At 72.0% G+C, this 19,514-nt stretch carries 15 protein-coding genes; all 15 read left to right on the plus strand.

Annotation, left to right across the window (positions count from 1 at the left end; translation table 11 throughout):
- Positions 1-6 precede the first annotated feature (6 nt).
- Positions 7-1,203 carry an acyl-CoA dehydrogenase family protein gene (locus tag AB852_RS09225; RefSeq protein WP_143201197.1) on the plus strand — a complete coding sequence of 399 codons (1,197 nt, stop codon included), beginning with the start codon at positions 7-9 and terminating at the stop codon, positions 1,201-1,203.
- On the plus strand, positions 1,196-2,647 hold the full coding sequence (locus AB852_RS09230; RefSeq protein WP_178390973.1) for a class I adenylate-forming enzyme family protein: 1,452 nt from the start codon (positions 1,196-1,198) through the stop codon (positions 2,645-2,647). The genes AB852_RS09225 and AB852_RS09230 overlap by 8 nt, the downstream gene beginning before the upstream one ends.
- Positions 2,648-2,684: 37 nt before the next feature.
- A complete protein-coding gene (locus tag AB852_RS09235; protein ID WP_073785939.1) occupies positions 2,685-2,945 on the plus strand; it encodes a phosphopantetheine-binding protein in 261 nt (86 codons plus the stop codon).
- Between the two features lie 12 nt (positions 2,946-2,957).
- Complete coding sequence (locus tag AB852_RS09240) at positions 2,958-3,941, plus strand: hypothetical protein (protein WP_073785941.1); 984 nt, start codon at positions 2,958-2,960, stop codon at positions 3,939-3,941.
- On the plus strand, positions 3,938-4,660 hold the full coding sequence (locus AB852_RS09245) for a 4-hydroxy-tetrahydrodipicolinate reductase (protein ID WP_073785943.1): 723 nt from the start codon (positions 3,938-3,940) through the stop codon (positions 4,658-4,660). Before AB852_RS09240 ends, AB852_RS09245 begins: the two co-directional genes overlap by 4 nt.
- Before the next feature lie 301 nt (positions 4,661-4,961).
- Positions 4,962-6,875, plus strand: a complete 1,914-nt coding sequence (locus AB852_RS09250; protein WP_073785945.1) for a non-ribosomal peptide synthetase — start codon at positions 4,962-4,964, stop codon at positions 6,873-6,875.
- Entirely contained in the window at positions 6,875-12,634 is a 5,760-nt protein-coding gene (locus AB852_RS09255) for a type I polyketide synthase (RefSeq protein WP_079184458.1), read from the plus strand. Before AB852_RS09250 ends, AB852_RS09255 begins: the two co-directional genes overlap by 1 nt.
- The gene (locus AB852_RS09260; protein ID WP_073785947.1) at positions 12,631-13,506 is read left to right on the plus strand and encodes a 3-hydroxyacyl-CoA dehydrogenase family protein; all 876 of its coding nucleotides are present in this window, start codon (positions 12,631-12,633) and stop codon (positions 13,504-13,506) included. Before AB852_RS09255 ends, AB852_RS09260 begins: the two co-directional genes overlap by 4 nt.
- 63 nt (positions 13,507-13,569) lie before the next feature.
- The gene (locus AB852_RS09265; RefSeq protein WP_218623243.1) at positions 13,570-13,839 is read left to right on the plus strand and encodes an acyl carrier protein; all 270 of its coding nucleotides are present in this window, start codon (positions 13,570-13,572) and stop codon (positions 13,837-13,839) included.
- 26 nt (positions 13,840-13,865) lie between these two features.
- Positions 13,866-15,080 (plus strand): acyl-CoA dehydrogenase family protein, encoded by a 1,215-nt coding sequence (locus AB852_RS09270; RefSeq protein WP_073787583.1) that lies wholly within the window; start codon positions 13,866-13,868, stop codon positions 15,078-15,080.
- A complete protein-coding gene (locus AB852_RS09275; protein ID WP_073785949.1) occupies positions 15,077-16,150 on the plus strand; it encodes an HAD-IIIC family phosphatase in 1,074 nt (357 codons plus the stop codon). Before AB852_RS09270 ends, AB852_RS09275 begins: the two co-directional genes overlap by 4 nt.
- On the plus strand, positions 16,147-16,920 hold the full coding sequence (locus tag AB852_RS09280; protein ID WP_073785951.1) for a thioesterase II family protein: 774 nt from the start codon (positions 16,147-16,149) through the stop codon (positions 16,918-16,920). The genes AB852_RS09275 and AB852_RS09280 overlap by 4 nt, the downstream gene beginning before the upstream one ends.
- Positions 16,917-17,654 carry a 4'-phosphopantetheinyl transferase family protein gene (locus AB852_RS09285; protein WP_079184459.1) on the plus strand — a complete coding sequence of 246 codons (738 nt, stop codon included), beginning with the start codon at positions 16,917-16,919 and terminating at the stop codon, positions 17,652-17,654. The genes AB852_RS09280 and AB852_RS09285 overlap by 4 nt, the downstream gene beginning before the upstream one ends.
- Before the next feature lie 6 nt (positions 17,655-17,660).
- Complete coding sequence (locus AB852_RS09290) at positions 17,661-18,299, plus strand: LysE family translocator (protein ID WP_073785955.1); 639 nt, start codon at positions 17,661-17,663, stop codon at positions 18,297-18,299.
- 5 nt (positions 18,300-18,304) lie between these two features.
- Positions 18,305-19,414, plus strand: a complete 1,110-nt coding sequence (gene hisC, locus AB852_RS09295) for a histidinol-phosphate transaminase (protein WP_073785957.1) — start codon at positions 18,305-18,307, stop codon at positions 19,412-19,414.
- Positions 19,415-19,514 lie beyond the last annotated feature (100 nt).

Here is a 19,514-nt window from a genome sequence, read left to right on the forward strand (position 1 = left end):
AGCAGCGTGTCCATCTCCATGGTGAGCAACAGCATCCTGACCCCACGGCTGACCGAGGCACACCGGGACCTGTCCCGGCGGGCGTCGGACTGCCTCACCCCGCAATGGCTGGAACAGTGGCGGACCGCCCCCGGCGGGCACATCCGCAAGGACGCCTGGCGCGAGCTGGCCCGTCGCGGCCTCATGGGGGTGTCCCTCCCCGTCGAGTACTCCGGCCAGGGGCTCGGCCTGCTCGGAGCGCTGGTGCTCGGCGAGGCCCTGGCGGGGGTCGGCGACGGCGGACTCGCCCTCGGCATGCACGTACAGAACGAGATCGCCTGCGACTGGCTGGTCTCCGCCCAGGACGACGAACTGCGCGACCGGTTCCTCCCGGGGCTGGTCTCGGGCGAGCTGGTGGCCTGCCAGTGCGACACCGACCCCTCGGCACAGGAACCGGCTACGGCGGTCATCGTAGGTGACGAGGTGGTGGTGACCGGCCGCAAGAAGTTCGTGGTCAACGGCGCTAATGCCGACCTGTGCTTCGTCAGCGTCCAGTTGGAGGGCGAACCGGCCATCGTGCTGGTCGAGAAGGCCACGTCCGGCGTGCGGGTGACCGAGGTCTACGACAAGTTCGGCACCCGTTCCGTGGACTCCGCGCTGGTGGAGTTCGACTCGGCCAGGGTGCCGGTCCGCCAGGTGATCTCACGGCGCGGGATCAGCCAACTGATGCGCTGGAACCGGGTGATGTCACGGATGCGGTTCCTCATCGCCGCCGATGCCTTCTTCACCCACCGCATGCTGCTGGAGCACATCGTCCGCCACACCACCACACGTGAACTCGGAGGCCGGCCGCTGGCGCAATGGCCGGTCAACCAGCACGCCCTGGCCCGCGCCCGCGCCGACCAGGAGTTGATGGAAGCCGGTCTCACCGAGTGCTTCCTGCGGCTGACGGACGGTGGCAGCACCGTACCGGAGATCGCCGAACTCAAATGGTTCTGCGTGGAGAAGGCCACCGAACTCGCCTCCCTGTCCACGGACCTGGAGGGCGGCGCGGGATACATGTGGGGCAGCACGGCGCTGCACGCCCACGCCCAGCTGCGCGGCTTGCGGATGTCCGGCGGCAGCCAGACCACCATGCTCACCATCGCCAACCACTCCATGGCCTGCCGTGCCGAACTCGACGCGCCCGCCCTCGCCGCCGCTCCGGGGAGGCGCCGTGGCTGAGCAGCCGCCGCTGGGCGAGGTCTTCCTCGCCGCCTGCGCCGAGCACGCCGGGCGGCGGGCAGTCGTCGACGCCGACCAGGAACTGAGCTACGGTCAGCTCGCCGAGCGGGTGAAGGACCGGGCCCGCACCCTGGTGGATCTGCTCGGCCCCGACGAGCACCGGATCGCCCTGTACGCCGCCAACAGCGCCGACTATCTCGTCTCGTACTACGCCCTGCTCATCGCCGGACGCCTGCCGTTCCTCGTGGACTCCCAGTTCGGCGCCTCGGAACTCCAGGGCATCAGGGACAGCTGCGGCGTCGACACCTTCCTCACCGACAAGGCCGAGCACTTCCCGCTTCCCTCCGGCCTCGTGCCGGTGCCCGGCAGCCGCCACGTCCTGGCGCGGCCGACAGGTCCCGGCCCCGGCGTCGAGGCGCCCGAGCCCCGGCGGACCACCGCCACCTGCCGGTTCACCTCGGGCACCACCGGTGCCCCCAAGTGCCTGGAGTTCTCGCACACGGCCGTGCACAGCGCGGCACTCAACTGGACGACAGGCACCGGACTCGGGGCCGGCGACCGGGTGCTCTGCCTGGCGGCGTTCACCAACGGGCTGGCCTTCAACACCTCACTGCTGCCCGTCTTCCTCGTCGGCGCCGAACTCCACGTCTACCGCGGTCTCCCCACGTCCAGCGGCATCACGAAAGCCCTGCGCCGCTCGGCCGCCACCCGGCTGGTGGCCTTCCCGCTCGCCTACCGGCTGCTGGCCGAGGCACCTGCCCCCGACCTCGACGCGTTCTCGGACCTGCGTCTGGCCGTGTCCGCCGCCGCGGTGCTCGATCCCGCCGTCCGGGAAAGCTTCGAGTCCCGCTACCGCGTGCGGATCGCCGACTACTACGGCATCGCCGAGACCGGCCCCTGCACCTTCGAGCGGGACCCCGGATACACCGAGGGCCTCGGTACCGCACTGCCCGGTGTGTCCCTGCGGATCCTTCCGCGCGAGGACGGCGAGTCCGAGGTACGGGTGCGCACCGCGTCGATGGCCACCTGCTACCTCAACGTCCCCGACGGCCTGGAGGAACGGCTGGACACCGAGGGCTACTACCGCACCGGTGACCGTGGCCTGATCCACCAGGACCGGCTGTACGTCACCGGGCGGCTCGGCGGACCCGTCAACCTCGCCGGACGCAAGGTCGATCCCGCCGAGATCGAGCGGGTGGTGCTCGGCATCGACGGAGTGCGCGACACCGCGGTCTTCGCCGACCAGGACGCGCGGGGCGAGACCGTACTGCACGCCGTGGTCTGCGGCAGCCTCGCCCGCGCCGATGTCGTCAACGTCTGCCGGACGAAGCTCGCGCCGTACAAGGTGCCCGGCCGGATCACCTTTCTGCCGGCCATCCCCAGGTCGTCCGCCGGCAAGGTCCGGCTGACCGAACTGCGCGATCTCGTCACCCGAACGCCGTAGCACGCACGCCGCGTGCCCCGTACAGGAACGGACACACATGACCGACGAAGGCATCGACACCGGTCTGCGCGAACAGATCGAGAAACTTGTGGAAGTGGCCACCGGACGGGTGGTGACCGTCGCCGACCTGCGGGCAGCGGACGGATCGCTGGACATGGCCGGAGTCAACTCCATCGGCTACATCAACCTCATGGAGGCGCTGGCACAGCGCTTCGACGCGGTCATCGACCCCGAGGCCGACCCCCAGCACCTCATGTCCGTCGACTCCATCGCGCGGTTCGTCCGCGCCCACGCCTGAGCGAGGAGAGCTGTGAGCGTTGCACACGAGAGCGCACCCGCGGCCGGCCCGCCTCCGGACGCGGCAGACGCGCACCGGCAGGAACTCGACGACATCTGGGCAGCCGGACCGTTCGCCGAGGCCGCCGCACGGACCGAGCATCTCCTGGCCGTCCTGCCGCTGCTCGACCTGTTCCCGCACGATCCCGACGGCCACGTCTCCCGCGTACGTTCCGGTGAACGACGGGCGGCATTGGGCCTGTTCACACCCAACAGCGAGTTCGCGCTGCCCGTCCCCGCTGTCCACGCCGAGCGGTCCGGCGACGGCCGGCTGACGCTCACGGGACGCTTTCGGTACGCCTCCAGGGACGCGGACCTCTCCCTCCTGTGGCTCCGGGTCGTGGACGAGGACGCCACACGGCTCGCGCTGCTGCCGCACACCCACGAAGGGCTGCGGCGGTACGGCGCCGGGCGCGCCGAGGGCTGGGGATGGATCGAGCTGGACGGCGTGACCGTGGAGGAAGGCGCCTTGTCCCACCCGGTGTCCTGGGCGCCCGAGGGCCCCCTGTCCGCGGTGTTCGACGGCTACGCCTGGGAGTTCTCCCGCCGCTCGCTCACCTGGAGCGCCGGGGTCGTGGCCGATCTGCGGCGTGAACTCGCGCTCACCGGCAGCGGCACCGAAGCACTCAGCACCTCGCAGTACCTCGCGCACGAGCTGAGCAAGCTGGAGATCGAGGTGTCGCTGGCGGTGGCCCTCGCCAGCTTCGGGGCGGAGTTCAAGGCGGAGGAACCCGGCGGTACGTCCGTCGGCGCCGCCTTGCTCGCCTCGACCGACCTGCTGAGCCGCACCGTACAGGTCGCCGAGGACATGAGCACCGAGCTCGGGCTGGCGGACAGCGCGGTCGGCGCCGCGGGCTGGCCGACCCGCACCGTCCAGGCGTGGTTCGGCGGCCGGCGCATGGCCAGCGGCGAACTGGCGCGCCGGATGGGCCTGGTGCCGAAGGACGTGCGGTCGTGACGATTCCCACCGTGGTCTGCGGACGCGACGGCCGTATGGCGAACCTGATCGCCGACGCGGTCGAGCGCGCTCCCGGAATGCGCCTCACGGCCCGGCACACCGTCCGGGGCGCCGCCACCGGCCCGGTGCCGGTGGTCGCCGACCTCGCCGACCTGCCCGGGACGCGGCCGGTCGTGGTGGACTTCACGGCACGCGAGGCCACCGCCACGCTGCTGCGGCAGGCGCTCACCACCCCCTGTCCCCTGGTCATCGGCACCAGTGGTCTCGGTGAGGCCGAGTACGCGCTGGCCGCCGAGGCGGCTCGCGGCCGTGCCGTGGTCATCGCCGCCAACTTCAGCCTCGCGCTGCTGGCCATGGCCCGGTTCGTACGGAACCTCTCCGAACAGGTCGACGAGAGCTGGGACGCGGGCGTCGTGGACGTCCACTTCGCGGGCAAGCGCGACCGTCCCAGCAACACCGCCCGTTTTCTCGCCGACCAGTGGCGCCCGGGACAGCCGGACCGCCGGGAGCCCGAGATCGGCGCGTTCCGGATGGGCGACGCGGTCAGCGAACACCGGGTGCTGGCCGCGGGCGCCGGAGAACACATCGAGGTACTGCACCGCGTCGCCGACCGGACGGCGTTCCTGCCGGGCATCCTGCGCGCGGTGCGGTTCGCCGCCGACGCGCCGACCGGGGTGTACTCCCTGGAGGATGTCGCGTGCTCGGCCGCGCCCGGGTGAACCCGGCCGCCCGCGAAGCACCGGTCCCACGGGAGCGGGTCGCGGGCGGGGAACCAGCCGCCCCCGGGCAAGCGCCGCACGGGGCGGGCGCACACCGGGCGGGCCGCCTCCCGGCCGGCCCCGGCGGCGAATCCATGGATGGACACGATAGTGCCGCCTGTGTCCTCCACCGGTTCGGCACCTCCGACCGGCCACGGACCGTGTCGGTGCGGGTCGGCTCCCGCGGGTTCCGGCCGCCGGCCGCCCGGTCCGACGCCGAACTCCTTGCGCGGGGCACCGCACACGAAGGAAGTGAGCACTCATGACCGGTACACCGCATCAGCCCTTCACCCATCTCGGGCAGCTGCTCGACCGCCAGGCGGAGCTGCGCCCCGACTCCGCCGCCCTCCACGCGCCGGGGCGGGAGCCGACCGGCTACCGACGGCTGCGGGACCGCGTCGCATCGACCGGCGCGGCCCTGGCCGCTCTCGGCGTGGGCCGCGGCAGCCGGGTCGCCCTCGTCCTGCCCAACGGCCCCGACCTGGCGCTCGCGTTCCTCGCGGTGGCCGCCCACGCCACCGCCGCCCCGCTCAACCCGGCCTACCGGGAGCAGGAGTTCGCGTTCTACCTCGACGACATGGGCACGGACGCGCTGCTCGTCGAGGAGGGCAGCGACTCGGCGGCGATCGCCGTGGCCAAGGACCGCGGCATCCGGATCGTCGAGCTCGTACCCGAGGCTTCCGGCCCGGCCGGTACCTTCGGCCTGCGCTCCTCGGCCGAAGCGGTGCCCGCCTCCCGCACCGGATGGGCGGCACCGGACGAGACCGCGCTCCTGCTGCACACGTCGGGCACCACGGCACAGCCGAAACTCGTCCCCCTCACCCATGCCAACCTGGGCGCGGCGGCCGGCAACACCCGGGCGGCCTTCGCCCTCGGCGACAACGACCTGTGCCTGAACGTCATGCCGCTCTTCCACGCGCACGGCCTGACCAGCACCCTGATCGCCGCGCTGGCCGGCGGCGGCGGCATCGTGTGCACCCCCGGATTCTCCGACACCCTCTTCTTCGACTGGCTCACCGAGTTCCGGCCCACCTGGTACACCGCCGTGCCCACCATGCACCAGGCGCTGCTGGCGGTGGCGGGTGAGCACGCCGCCGAACTCGCCTCAAGCGCCCTGCGGTTCATCCGCTCCGCGTCGGCCCCGCTGCCGGGCCCCGTCCTGAACGCGCTGGAGGACGTCTTCCGGGCGCCGGTCATCGAGGCGTACGGGATGACCGAGGCCGGCTCGCTGGTCACCAGCAACCCCCTGCCCCCGGGCAACCGCAAACTCCGTTCCGTGGGAATCCCGGTCGGCGAACCCGTCACCGTACTGGACAAGGCCGGACGTCCGCTCGGCCCCGGGCAGTCGGGCGAGATCGCCATCCGGGGTGCGAATGTGACAGCCGGCTACGAGCACAACCCGGAGGCCAACCGGGTGGCCTTCACCGACGGCTGGTTCCGCACCGGCGACGAGGGCCGGCTCGACGAGGACGGCTACCTCCACATCGTCGGGCGCAGCAAGGAGATCATCAACCGGGGCGGCTCCAAGGTGTCCCCGGCCGAGGTCGACGACGTACTCACGGGTCACCCCGCCGTCAAGATCGCGGTGGCGTTCGGGTTGCCGCACCCCACGCTCGGCGAGGACCTTGCCGTGGCGATCGTGCCCCACACCGGGACAACCGTCACCGAGCGTGAGATCCGCGAGTTCGCCGCGGAGCGCGTCGCCGACCACAAGGTCCCCAGCCGGGTGTTCCTCATGGCCGAGGTCCCCAAGAGCCCGGCCGGCAAGGTGCAGCGGCTCAAGCTCGCCGAGATCGTCGCCACGGCCACCGCCGGGCCGACGCGGGAGCCGCGAGGTCCCCTGGAGCGGCGGATCGCCGCACTGTGGGCGGAGGTGCTGGAGCGCGACCGGGTCGCCCCGGACGAGAACTTCTTCGACCTCGGCGGCAACTCCCTGCTGCTCGCCAGGCTCTCGGCCAGGCTGCACGACACCTTGGGCCGCGAACTGCCTGTGGTGGTCCTGACGATGTACCCCACCGTCAGCTCGCTCGCCGCTCATCTGGCCGGCGACGGCAACGCCGAGGTGACGCCCGAGATCACCGGGTCCCGCAGGGAAGGAGCGGCGGACCGCGGCAAGGACCGGCTGCTGCGCAAGCGCGGCCTCAGGAAGCGGACCGTGACCGAGGAGAGCAACTGATGGAGCACACCGTGGCCGCGCACGACCCTGAGGCTTCGGCCGCCCCGCCTGCGACGCCTCCGCGGGACGCCCGCGCACACGACACGAGCGGACCGGACGGCTCCGAAGCACGCGGGCCCGTCAAGGACGGGGGCACCCTGACCGGTCTGGAGATCGCCGTCATCGGTCTGTCGTGCCGCTTCCCCGGGGCACCCGACGCCGCGGCCTTCTGGCGCAACCTCAGTTCGGGCACCGAGTCCATCACCGTGTTCACCCCTGAGGAGTTGGCGGCAGCCGGCGTCCCCCAGGAGCAGATCGACGACCCCGACTACGTACCCGCGCAAGGGGTACTGGAGGATGCCGAGCTGTTCGACGCGGAGTTCTTCGGGTTCAACCCGAAGGAGGCCGGACTTCTGGACCCCCAGCACCGGGTGCTGCTCGAATGCGCCTGGGCGGCCCTGGAGGACGCCGGGTACGACCCCAAGTCGGTGCCGGGTCCGGTCGGCGTCTACGCGGGCTCCTACTACGGCAGTTATCTCGCCCGGCTCGCCGCGGACGCCGACCCCACCGACGCGGCCGAGGAGTTCGCCCGCAACCTGGCCAACGAGAAGGACTACCTCGCGACGCGGATCGCCTACAAGTTCGGTCTCACCGGCCCCGCCCTCACGGTCCAGACCGCCTGCTCGACCTCGCTCGTCGCCGTTCACCTCGCCTGCCAGTCGCTGCTCAGCGGCGACTGCGACACGGCACTGGCGGGCGGCGCGACCGTCCGTGCCCGGCAGGCCGGCTATGTCTTCCAGCCCGGCGGTATCTTCTCCTCCGACGGGCACTGCCGCCCGTTCGACGCCGCGGCGGAGGGCACCGTCGCCTCCAACGGCGCCGGTGTGGTCGTCCTCAAACGCCTGGAGGACGCTCTCGCCGACGGCGATCCGATCCGCGCCGTCATCAAGGGCTCGGCCGTGGGCAACGACGGTGCCGAGCGGGTCGGGTTCACCGCGCCCGGCGCGGCAGGCCAGGCCCGCATCATCGCCGCCGCGCTGGAGACCGCCGGGACCGACCCGGCCACCGTCGGTTACGTCGAGACCCACGGCAGTGGCACGCCTGTCGGCGACCCGATCGAGATCGAGGCCCTCGTCCGGGTCTTCCGCCGGGGCGGCGCGGCCCGTGGCGGCTGCGCGATCGGCGCGGTCAAGGGCAACATCGGGCACACCCATGTGGCCTCCGGCATCGCGGGACTCATCAAGACGGTCCTCGCGCTGGAGCACCGGCAGATCCCGCCCAGCCTGCATTTCGACAAGCCCAACCCGGACATCGACTTCGACGCGACCCCGTTCTACGTCAACACCCGTCTCGCCCCGTGGCGCGACGACCACGGGCCGCGCAGGGCGGGCGTCAGTTCCTTCGGTATGGGTGGCACCGGCGCCCACGTGGTCCTGGAGGAGGCGTCCTCGTACACGGCGGGCGGCGCCTCCCCGGCGGGGACCGGAGCTCAGGCGGCCGACGGGGGCCGACCGCAGCTCCTCGTGCTGTCCGCCCGCACCCCGGTCGCCCTGGACGAGGCCACCGACCGGCTCGCGGACCGTCTGGAGACCGCCACCGACCTCCCGCTCCCCGCCGTCGCGCACACGTTGCAGAGCGGACGCCGGGCCTTCCCCCACCGCCGCTTCCTCGTCGCCGGAAGTCTGCCGGAGGCCGCTGCCGCGCTGCGCGCCCACGATCCCCGTAGCCTGCGCGGCGGCCACCACGAGGGCCCGGCACCCTCGGTCGCCTTCCTGCTGCCCGGCCTCGGTGAGCAGCGCCCCGGCATGGGACGCGAACTCTACGACCAGGAGCCGGTCTTCCGGGCGGCCGTCGACCGCTGCGCCGAGATCCTGCGCCCCCACCTGGGGCTCGACCTGCGCACCCTGATCCATCCGGCGCCCGAGCCCGCGACCGCCGCCGACGGCCGCCCCGACCTGCGCCGACTGCTGGGCCGGGGCGCCACGGGCGGCGCCACCCCGCGCACCGAACTCGACCGCACGCTCTACGCGCAGCCGGCCGTCTTCGTCCTGGAGTACGCCCTCGGCCTTCTGTGGCAGTCCTGGGGAGTACGGCCCGACGCGCTGATCGGGTACAGCATCGGCGAGTACGCGGCCGCCTGTCTGGCCGGGGTGCTCTCCCTCGACGACGCCCTGTTGCTCGTCGCGTCCCGGGCCCGTCTCATCGAGGAGCTGCCCGGCGGCGCCATGCTCGCGGTGCCCCTGTCCGAGCGGCGGGTGCTCTCCCTGCTCGGCGAGGGCCTGTCGCTCGCGGCCGTCAACGGTGCCGAGCTGTGTGTCGTCGCCGGGGAGACCGAGCGGATCGACGCGCTGGCGGAACGGCTCGCCGGCGAGGACGTCGCCGTCCGCGCACTGCGGACCTCCCACGCGTTCCACTCGCACATGATGCAACCGGTCGTTGAACGGTTCACCGAACTCGTCGCCGGTATCCGGCTCGCCCCGCCCCGCATCCCCTACGTCTCGAACGTCACCGGCGACTGGATCACCCCGGACCAGGCCACCGACCCCGTCTTCTGGGGCCGCCATCTGCGCCACCCGGTGCGCTTCGCGGACGGCGTCGCCCGGCTGTGGGGCGATACGGGGCGGCTCCTGCTGGAGATCGGTCCCGGGCAGTCCCTGAGCAGCCTCGCCCTCCAGGCCCGGCCCGCGGGCCAGGACGAAGCCCGTCGGCCCGCGGCCTTCGCCTCGCTGCCCGGCGAGTACGACCGGCAGAGCGAGGAGGGCTTCCTGCTCTCCACCGCCGGCAAGCTCTGGTCGGCGGGCGTCGACCTGGACTGGCCGGCTCTGCGCGGCGGCGGCGCTCCGAAGGTGTCGCTGCCGGCCTACCCGTTCGAACGCCGCAGGCATTGGGTCGATCCCGGCCCGGCGCGGTGGACCGGGGCACCCGCGCCGTCCCTGGTGAAGAAGCCGGACATCACCGACTGGTTCCAGGTGCCCGTCTGGGAACCGCTGCCCCCGCACCCCACGGGGACCCGCTCCGGCGGACCGACGGAGACAGGAGCCGACTGGCTGCTCTTCCTCGACGACCACGGCACGGGCGACTCGCTCGCCGAGGGACTCACCGCGGCGGGCCACCGGGTCACGACCGTGCGGGCGGGTGACAGATGGCGGCAGGTGTCGGACGGCGCGTACGAGATCGCCCCGGGCGACGGCGAGGACTACCGGCGCCTGGCAGCCGACCTGGACGCACGCGGCAGATTCCCCGGGCACCTGGTCCACCTGTGGACGGTCGGGCCACGCCTCCCGCTCGGCATCACGCTGGAACGCGGGTTCTCCAGCCTGCTGCGGCTCAACCACGCGACGGCGGGCCGCGACGGCGCGGCGACCCTGGACATCGCCGTGGTCACCAGCAACGCTCACGCGGCGCCCGGCACCGGGGATCTCGCACCGGAGAAGGCCACCGTCCTCGGTCCGTGCCTGGTGTTGCCGCTGGAGCAGCCGCAGACCGCGTGCCGTGCCATCGACATCACGCTGCCCGAGGGGCAGGCCGACGCCGAACGCCTCCTCGCCGAGCTGCTGCGTCCGTCCGGACGCACGCTGACCGTGCTGCGCGGCCGCGAGCGCTGGGCCCCCGGCCACCGACCGGTCCGGCTGACCGCCGACGACTCCGCGGCGGGCCGTCCCCGTCCCGGCGGCGTCCACCTGATCACCGGTGGCTTCGGCGGGGTGGGCCTGACCCTCGCCCGCCACCTGGCACGGACCCCGGGCACCCGGCTCGTGCTCGTCGGCCGCAGCCCCCTGCCGCCTCGCGAGACCTGGGACGACTGGCTCGCCGGACGCCCCGCCGACGACCCTGCCGCACAGCGTGTCCTCGCCGTACGCGAACTGGAGGCGCTGGGAGCCGAGGTGCTCCCCGTCGCGGCCGACGTCACCGACGAGGCCCGGATGCGGGCGGTCGCCGACGAGGCGGTCCGCAGGTTCGGCGCGGTCCACGGCCTGGTGCATGCCGCAGGCGTACCCGCCATGGGTCTCGCCCAGCTCAAGGACGTGGACACGGCGCTGCGCGTGCTCGCCCCCAAGGTGGCGGGCGGACTCGTCATCGACGCCCTCTCCCGGGAACTGAAACCGGAATACACCGTGCTGTGCTCCTCCACGCTGGCGCTGACCGGCGGTGTCGGTCAGGTCGACTACGTCGCGGCCAACGCCTTCCTCGACGTCCTCGCCCACTGCGGCGACCGGGCCGGAAGCCCACGGATCGTGTCCGTCAACTGGGACGGCTGGCAGGACGTCGGTATGGCGGCCCGCCTGATCGGCGAGCCCGGCACGGGTGGCGGACGCACCGGTCCGGTCGACCATCCGCTGATCGACGAGTGCCTGGCCGACGACGACAACCGGGCGGTCTACGCCGTCTCCCTGTCCACCGCCACCTCCTGGCTGATCGACGAGCACCGCATGGCGGGCAGCGCCGTCGTACCGGGCACCGGTCACCTGGAACTGGTCAGGGCCGCCCACGAGCACCAGCGCGGCGGCACCGGTGTGGAGCTGCGCGAGGTCACCTTCCTCTCGCCGGTCGTCGTCGGCGAGGACCGGCGCCACGAGTTGCGCGTGGTCCTGGACAAGGCCGAGCGGCCGATGCGGTTCTCCGTGGTGAGCCGCGTCGTTCCGGACGCCCCGGGAGCCGACGGCGACGGGTGGCACGTCCATGTGACCGGCGAGGTCGGACCGCTCGACGACCCGGGACCCGCGCGGCGGCACGACGTCGCCGCGCTGATCGCGGACGCGGACATGCGGGACCTGGGCGCCGTCGAGCACACCGGACCGATGGGGTTCGGGCCCCGCTCGCACTGCCTGCGCCGGGTGTACCTGGGAGAGCGGGAGGCACTCGCCGAACTCGAACTGCCCGAGGAGTTCGCCGACGACCTCCAGCACATCAGGCTGCACCCCTCGCTGCTGGACCTGGCCGCCGGTTTCCACGGTATGAACCTGGCCCGCGAGTTCCGTATCCCGCTCTCCTACGGGCGGCTGCGCCTCCTCTCCCCGCTGCCTCGCCGGATCTTCAGCCACCATCGCTTCCACGGGCCCGACGAAGCGGGCAAGGAGGTCTTCACGGCGGACTTCAGGCTGCTCGACGCGGACGGCCGGGAGGTCGCCGTCATCGAGGACTTCGTCCTCAAACGCGTCGCCGACCTGACCACCCGGATCGGCGCGCTGCGCGACGGCACCTCGGCCGAGGTCGCCCCGTACCGCTTCCCTCCGGCGGCCCGCTCCTCCCTGGCCAACAGCGCGGCGGGCGGTCTGCGGGACCACCTCGACCAGGGCATCCGGCCCGAGGAGGGGGTCGAGGCGCTGCTGCGCGTGCTCGGCTCCGACGTGGGGCCCCAGGTCGTCGTGGTCACCAAGGACCTGGACGCCGTCCGCGCGGACATCCTGCGTACCAGCGCCGGCACAGCGGCCCCGGCGGCCGGAGCGGACACCGGGGCGCACCCGCGGCCCCATGTAGGCACCGCCTACGCGGCGCCCGCCGACTCCGTGCAGGCACGACTCGCCGCGCTCTGGGCGGAGTTGCTCGGACTTCGCGAGATCGGGATACACGACGACTTCTTCGAACTGGGGGGTCATTCCCTGCTCGGCCTCCAGCTGGTCGCCCGGGTCCGGCGCGCGTTCGGCGTGGACATCCCGCTGAGCACCCTCTTCGAGGCGCTGACCGTCGCGGAGTTCGCCGACGTGCTCCGCCCCCAGCTCGGGGAGAGCCCTCACCAACCGATCCAAATGAGCCCAGCCGAAAAGGAGTTGTCCCAATGACGGAAACCCTGCGTACGGTCGGTGTCGTCGGTGCCGGAGTCATGGGTACCGGTCTCGCGCAGTCCCTGGCGCAGAGCGGCCACGAGGTGATCCTCGTCGACCGTACCGACGAAATTCTCGACCGGGCCCGCCAGGAGATCGCCCAGGGGCTGCGGTTCAGCAGGGTCCTCGGCGCGAAGGGACCCACCGAGGACCGGCAGGTCGTCGCCAAGCGCATCGCGTACACCACCCGGTACGAGGGCTTCGACACCGTCGACTTCGTGATCGAGAACATCACCGAGGACTGGGATCTCAAGCGCGGGGTGTACGAACGCATCGACCCGCTCTGCCCCCCGCACGCCGTCTTCGCCGCCAACACCTCGGTCATCCCGATCACCAGGATCGGCGCGTCCGTCACCCGCTCCGACCGGGTCCTCGGCATGCATTTCATGAACCCCGTGCCCCTGAAGCCGACCGTCGAGATGATCCGGGGCCACCACACCACCGACGCCACCCTGGACACCGCCCACCGGCTGCTCGCCCAGATGGGCAAGGAGGGTGTGGTGGTCCAGGACTCCCCGGGGTTCGTCTCCAACCGGGTTCTGATGCTCACCGTGAACGAGGCCGTCTACCTCGTGCACGAGGGTGTCGCCACCGCGGAGGAGGTCGACCGGATCTTCCGGAGCTGCTTCGGCCACCCGATGGGCCCGCTGGCGACCGCCGACCTCATCGGCCTGGACACCATCCTCCAGTCCGTGCAGGGTCTGCACACCGCGTTCGCCGACAGCAAGTACCGGCCGTGCCCGCTGCTGGTCCGGATGGTCGACGCCGGCCTCCTCGGCCGCAAGAGCGGACGCGGCTTCTTCGACTACGCCACGGCGCGGACCACGTAAGCCGACGCGTCCCGTACCCCCGATTCCCGTCTTCGTGCCCCACCCGAGAGAAACGGTCAGGCCATGCCCCACGACACGACCATCGAAGAGGCCAAGCCGAAGATCCGCGAGTTCCTCGCCCGGTTCTTCGGCGATCACCGGATCGCCGACGACGAGGACATCTTCGCGACCGGCTTCGTGAACTCCCTCTTCATCATGCAGCTGGTCCTCTTCGTCGAGAGCGAGTTCGCGCTCACCGTCGAGGACGAGGACCTGGAGATCGAGAACTTCAGCACGGTCGACGCGGTCGCGGCCCTGGTGACCCGTAAGTGCTCCGCGCCCGTCAGCAGCTGACCGCCCGCCCCGGTACGGAGATCATCATGGCCACACGCGTACAACTGACCCCCGAACAGGCCGCGGCGCGCGAGGAGTACGAATCCTTCGCCCGCGACCACATCGCCCCGCACGCGGATGCCTGGGACCGGAGCGCGGCAGTTCCCGAGGAGTTCATCACCACGATCGCCGCCACCGGGTATCTCGGCGCTTGCGTCCCGGCCGCGTACGGCGGCAGCGCTCTCGACGCGATCGGCTTCGGCCTGCTCAACGAGGAGACAGGACGGGCCTGTTCCTCCGTGCGCAGCCTGCTGACCGTGCACGGCATGGCCTCGCAGGCCATCGGGCGCTGGGGCACCGCGGCCCAGCGCGAGAGCTGGCTGCCCCGGCTGGCCACCGGAGCCGCCATCGGCGCCTTCGCCCTCACCGAACCCGGCGCGGGCAGTGATGTGAAGGGGCTCGTCACCACCGCCCGCCGCACCGAGGACGGGTTCGTCCTCGACGGCGCCAAGCGGTGGATCACCTTCGGCCAGCGGGCCGACATCTATCTCCTGTTCGCCCGCCTCGACGGCCGCGAGACCGCCTTCCTGGTGGAGCGCGGCGCACCCGGCCTCCATGTCACCCCCGTCCGGGGCATCCTGGGCACGCGCGCGTCCATGCTCGCCGAACTGGAGCTGCGGGACTGCCGCGTGCCGGCCGAGGCCCTGCTGGGCAAGCCGGGCTTCGGACTGACCGCGGTCGCCGCGACCGCCCTGGAACTCGGCCGCTACAGCGTCGCCTGGGGCTGTGTGGGCCTGATCCAGGCATGCCTGGACGCCTCTTTGTCCTACGCCGACCGGCGCGAGCAGTTCGGCAAGCGGCTGCGCGACCACCAGCTCGTCCAGCGCATGCTCGCCGACATGGCCACCGGCGCCGCGGCGGCCCGGCTGCTGTGCCAGCAGGCCGGCTGGCTGCGCGAGGCGGGTGACGCGCAGAGCGTGCACGCCACCTGGCTCGCCAAGTACTTCGCGTCCACCACCGCCTTCCGCAGCGCCGCGGACGCCGTCCAGGTGCACGGCGCGCACGGCTGCGGCGAGGAGTACCCCGTACAGCGCTACATGCGGGACGCGAAGGTGATGGAGCTCATCGAGGGCACCACCGAGTTGCAGCAGACGACCATCGCCCAGTCCGCGTACGTCGGACACGCGCCGGCCCGCCCCGCGACCACCCCGGCGGCGACATCGAATGCGGCTTTGGCCGACGACGAGAAGGTGACGGCATGAGCAGCGAGAGCACGGGCGCGCGCCCCGCGAGGACCGTGAAGTGCGTGGTGTGGGATCTGGACAACACCGTCTGGGACGGCATCCTCCTGGAGGACGGTGACGTACCGCTGCGCCCCGGCATCAGGGAGGTCATCACGGAACTCGACCGGCGCGGCATCCTCCAGTCCGTGGCCAGTCGCAACGACCACGAGGCCGCGTCCGCGGCGCTGGAACGCCACGGCCTGCTCGACTACTTCCTGTATCCGCAGATCACCTGGTCCGCGAAGTCGGAGTCCGTACGCGCCATCGCCGCCTCCCTCAACCTGGGCCTCGACGCGTTCGCCTTCGTCGACGACGACCCCTTCGAACGGGCCGAAGTGGCTTACGCGGTGCCCGAACTGCTCTGCGTGGACGCCACCGACGCCGCCGCACTGACCGGCCGGCCGGAGTTCACCCCCCGCTTCATCACGGACGACTCCGCCAAACGCCGGACCATGTACCGCGCGGACCAGGTACGGGCCGAGGTGGAGCGCGAGTACAGCGGGCCGACGGAGGACTTCCTCGCCACCCTGGACATGCGCTTCACCATCGCCCGGGCCACCGAGGAGGACCTTCAGCGCGCCGCGGAACTCACCGTCCGCACCAACCAGCTCAACACCACCGGCTACACCTACTCCTACGAGGAACTCGACGCGTTCCGCACGTCGCCCGACCACGAGCTGCTCGTCGCGCGGCTGGTGGACCGGCACGGCCCGTACGGCACCATCGGTCTCGTCCTGATCGAACGCGGCTCCGGTGCCTGGCGGATCAAGCTGCTGCTGATGTCGTGCCGGGTCATGGCCCGGGGGGTGGGCGGCGTCCTCATCACCTATCTGCGGGAGCGCGCCAAGGACGCCGGGGTGCGGCTGCTGTCGGAGTTCCTGCCCAACGGCCGCAACCGCATGATGTTCGTGACGTACAAGTTCTCCCGCTTCCGCGAGGTCGCCCGGGACGGCGAACTCGTCACCCTGGAGGCCGATCTCACCGACATCCCGGCCTACCCCGACTATATGAAGATCACCGTGCCGGACACCCTGGACGGTGCGCTGTGAGCGCGGCGCCGGCGCCGCGGAGCTGGCTCGTCACCCCCCGGCCCCGCCCCGAGGCCCGGCTGCGAGTGCTCTGCTTCGCCTACGCGGGCGGTGGCAGTGCCGCCTTCACCGGCTGGGCCGACGCGCTTCCCTCGGACGTCGAGTTGAGCGCGGTACGCCTGCCGGGCCGCGAGTCCCGCATCCTCCAACGGCCCTACACCGATATCGACGAGCTCCTGCCCGACCTGGTGCAGGCCGTGTCGTCCTACTGCCGGGAGCCATTCGTGCTGTTCGGCCACAGCATGGGCGCGCTCATCGCCTACGCGTACGCCCGCCGGCTGCGCGACGCCGGGCTGCGCGGCCCCGAGCACCTGGTCGTCTCCGGGCGGCGCGCGCCCCAGCTCACCCACAACCGACCCCTCGTCCACGACCTGCCGGACGAGGAACTGCTCGATCGGCTGCGGGAGTTCGGCGGCACCACCGCCGAGGTCCTCTCCGATCCGCGGACGATGCGCCTGGTCATGCCCGGCCTACGGGCCGACTTCCAGCTCAACGACACCTACCGCTACACGCCGGAGCCCCGGCTCGACTGCCCGGTCACGGCCTTCGGCGGACGGCAGGACAGCCACGTCGACGAGGACGGAATCGCCGCCTGGGCCGACCGGACCACGGGCCCCTTCACCATGCGGATGCTCGATGGCGGGCACTTCTTCCTCCATTCCTCCCAGGCTGAACTGCTGCGCGCGATCAAGGTCGTGCTGCACCGCACGACGGGCAGCACCGTTGCATGAGCGGCCTCAGGAACACCTGGCCGCCCAGCCCCGACCGGGTGGACGTGGACACCTCGTGCGTGCACGTGTGGCGCATCGGGCTGGACGTGTCGCAGGACCGGCTCACCGAGCTGCGCTCCCGGCTCTCCCCGGCGGAGGAGGCCCGCGCCCGCCGGTGCCGGCTGCCGGTCGAACGGGACCGGTTCGTGGTCGGCCGGGCCGCGCTCCGCGACATACTGTCCCGTTGCACGGGGGTGAGCCCGGGGCGGCTGCTTCTGGTGCGCAGCGCGCGCGGCCGTCCCCGGCTGGCGGGCCCGACCACCCAGGGCCTCGACTTCAACCTCTCGCACTCCGCGGCCACCGCGCTGCTCGCGGTGGCCCGCGACGGCCAGGTGGGGATCGACGTCGAGGTCGTCGACCCGGCGCTTGACCACCGGGCCATGGCGACCCGCTTTCTCGGCGCCGACGAGGCGGCGGCCGTCCGTGCGCTGCCGGACGCCGAGGGGCGTCGGGCGTTCTTCACCGGCTGGACCCGGCGTGAGGCGTACGCGAAGGCGAACGACTGCCGTGTACCGGTGGAGTTGGAGGATACCGGGGCGTGGAATGTGTGGGATCTTACGGTGGGATACGGCGTGCGCGCCGCACTGGTGGCGCCCGCCCCCGTGAGCACTGTCCGCTGCTGGACCTGGCAGGGCACCGGGGTGCCGGGGCGCGCCGCGATCCCGAACGGCCGAACCCGTCAGAACCAGGAGTAGATCCACATGCCCGCACCATCGACTCTCTGGTGGTTCTTCACCGCCTCAGTGGTCCTGTTACTCATTCCCGGCCCGTCCGTGCTGTACGTGAGCGGACGCACCCTTGACCAGGGCTCGCGCGCCGGACTGCTGTCCACCCTCGGCCTGGCCTGCGGGGACTTCATCCAGGTACTCGCGGCCGTCGTCGGGCTCTCCGCTCTGGTGGCCTCGTCCGAGACCGCCTTCCAGGTGGTCAAGTACGCCGGCGCCCTCTATCTCGTCTATCTGGGCATCCGCCGGCTGCGTACCCCCGTCGAGGTCGCCGCTCCGGCCGGGGAGAAGCGGACGGAGGTCCCGGGCGGCCGGATCGTCCTCGAAGGACTGGTGGTCAACGCGCTCAACCCGAAGAGCACCATGTTCTTCCTCGCCTTCCTGCCGGCCTTCGTCGACAGGGACGCCGGCGCCGTGTGGCTCCAGACCTTCGTACTCGGCCTGATCTTCGTACTCGTCGGCATGGTCACCAACAGCGGCTGGGGACTGCTGACCAACCTTGTCCGCGGCCGTGCCCAGCAGAGCAAGGGTTTCCTGAACGTCCAGCGCTACGTCGGCGGAGGCGTCTTCCTGGCCCTCGCCGGGGTCGTCCTCAGTACCGGGTCCAGCGAGTAGTCGACATGGGTGCGCAGCCGCGCGCCACGGAAGGAGCACCCCGGATGACCGGTCAGCGATCGGCACCACGCGTCCCCGCCGGCCCCGGCGAGGACGCACCGGCTTGGAAGCTGTCCGCGAACGAGAACCCCTTCCCACCGCTGCCAGGCGTCCTGGACAGCGCCGTGGCCGCGGCCGGCAGCCTCAACCGCTATCCGGACCCCGCCTGCCGGCGCCTGACCGCGGAACTCGCCGGCCACCTGGGCGTCCCGCCGGAGCACATCGCGGTCGGCATCGGCTCCGTCGGTGTCACCCAGCAGCTCCTCCAGGCGACCGCGGGCCCCGGTGACGAGGTGCTCTTCGCGTGGCGCTCCTTCGAGGCGTATCCGGAGCTGACCGCGGTCGTCGGGGCGACCCCGGTCCAGGTGCCGCTCACCCCGGGCGCGGTGCACGACCTCGACGCCATGCTGGACGCGGTCACCCCGCGCACCCGCGTGGTCTTCGTCTGCAACCCCAACAATCCCACCGGCACGGTGGTGCACCGGGCAGCCCTGGAGCGCTTCCTCGACCGGATACCGCCCACCGCGCTGGTGGTGCTCGACGAGGCGTACCTCGAATTCGTCCGCGACGACGACGTCCCGGACGGCATCGACCTCTACCGGGAGCGTCCGCGCGTCTGCGTCCTGCGCACCTTCTCCAAGGCGTACGGGCTGGCCGGCCTGCGCGTGGGGTACGCCGTCGCGCACGAGCCGGTCGCGACGGCCCTGCGCGCGACCGCGCTGCCGTACGGTGTCACCCTGCTCGCGCAGGACGCGGCAGCGGCCTCGCTGCGTGAAGGACCGGCGATGCGCGAACGCGTCGAGGCACTCGTCGTCGAACGTGAACGGCTGCACGCCGCACTCACGGCCCAGGGCTGGGACGTGCCCTCGTCGCAGGCGAACTTCGTATGGCTGCCCACCGCGGAACGCACCACGGAGTTCACCGCGGCCTGCGCGCGCGACGGCGTACTCGTCCGGGGCTTCCCGAACGAGGGGGTCCGCGTCAGTGTCGGTACCAGCGTGGCCAACGACCAGTTCCTCCAGCTCGCCGCATACCACCGCAAGACGTGGAGTCGGCGAAACGCCCGAATCGGATGATTCGCCCACGTAGACATCAGGGGACGGGCGTTCGCCCCGCGTGCGAGCACGCACGGGCAGGGGCGAGGCCCGCCGAAGTCCCGCGGGACGGCCACGAAGT

The sequence above is a fragment of the Streptomyces uncialis genome, from assembly GCF_001905345.1.
Taxonomy (GTDB): Bacteria; Actinomycetota; Actinomycetes; order Streptomycetales; family Streptomycetaceae; genus Streptomyces; species Streptomyces uncialis.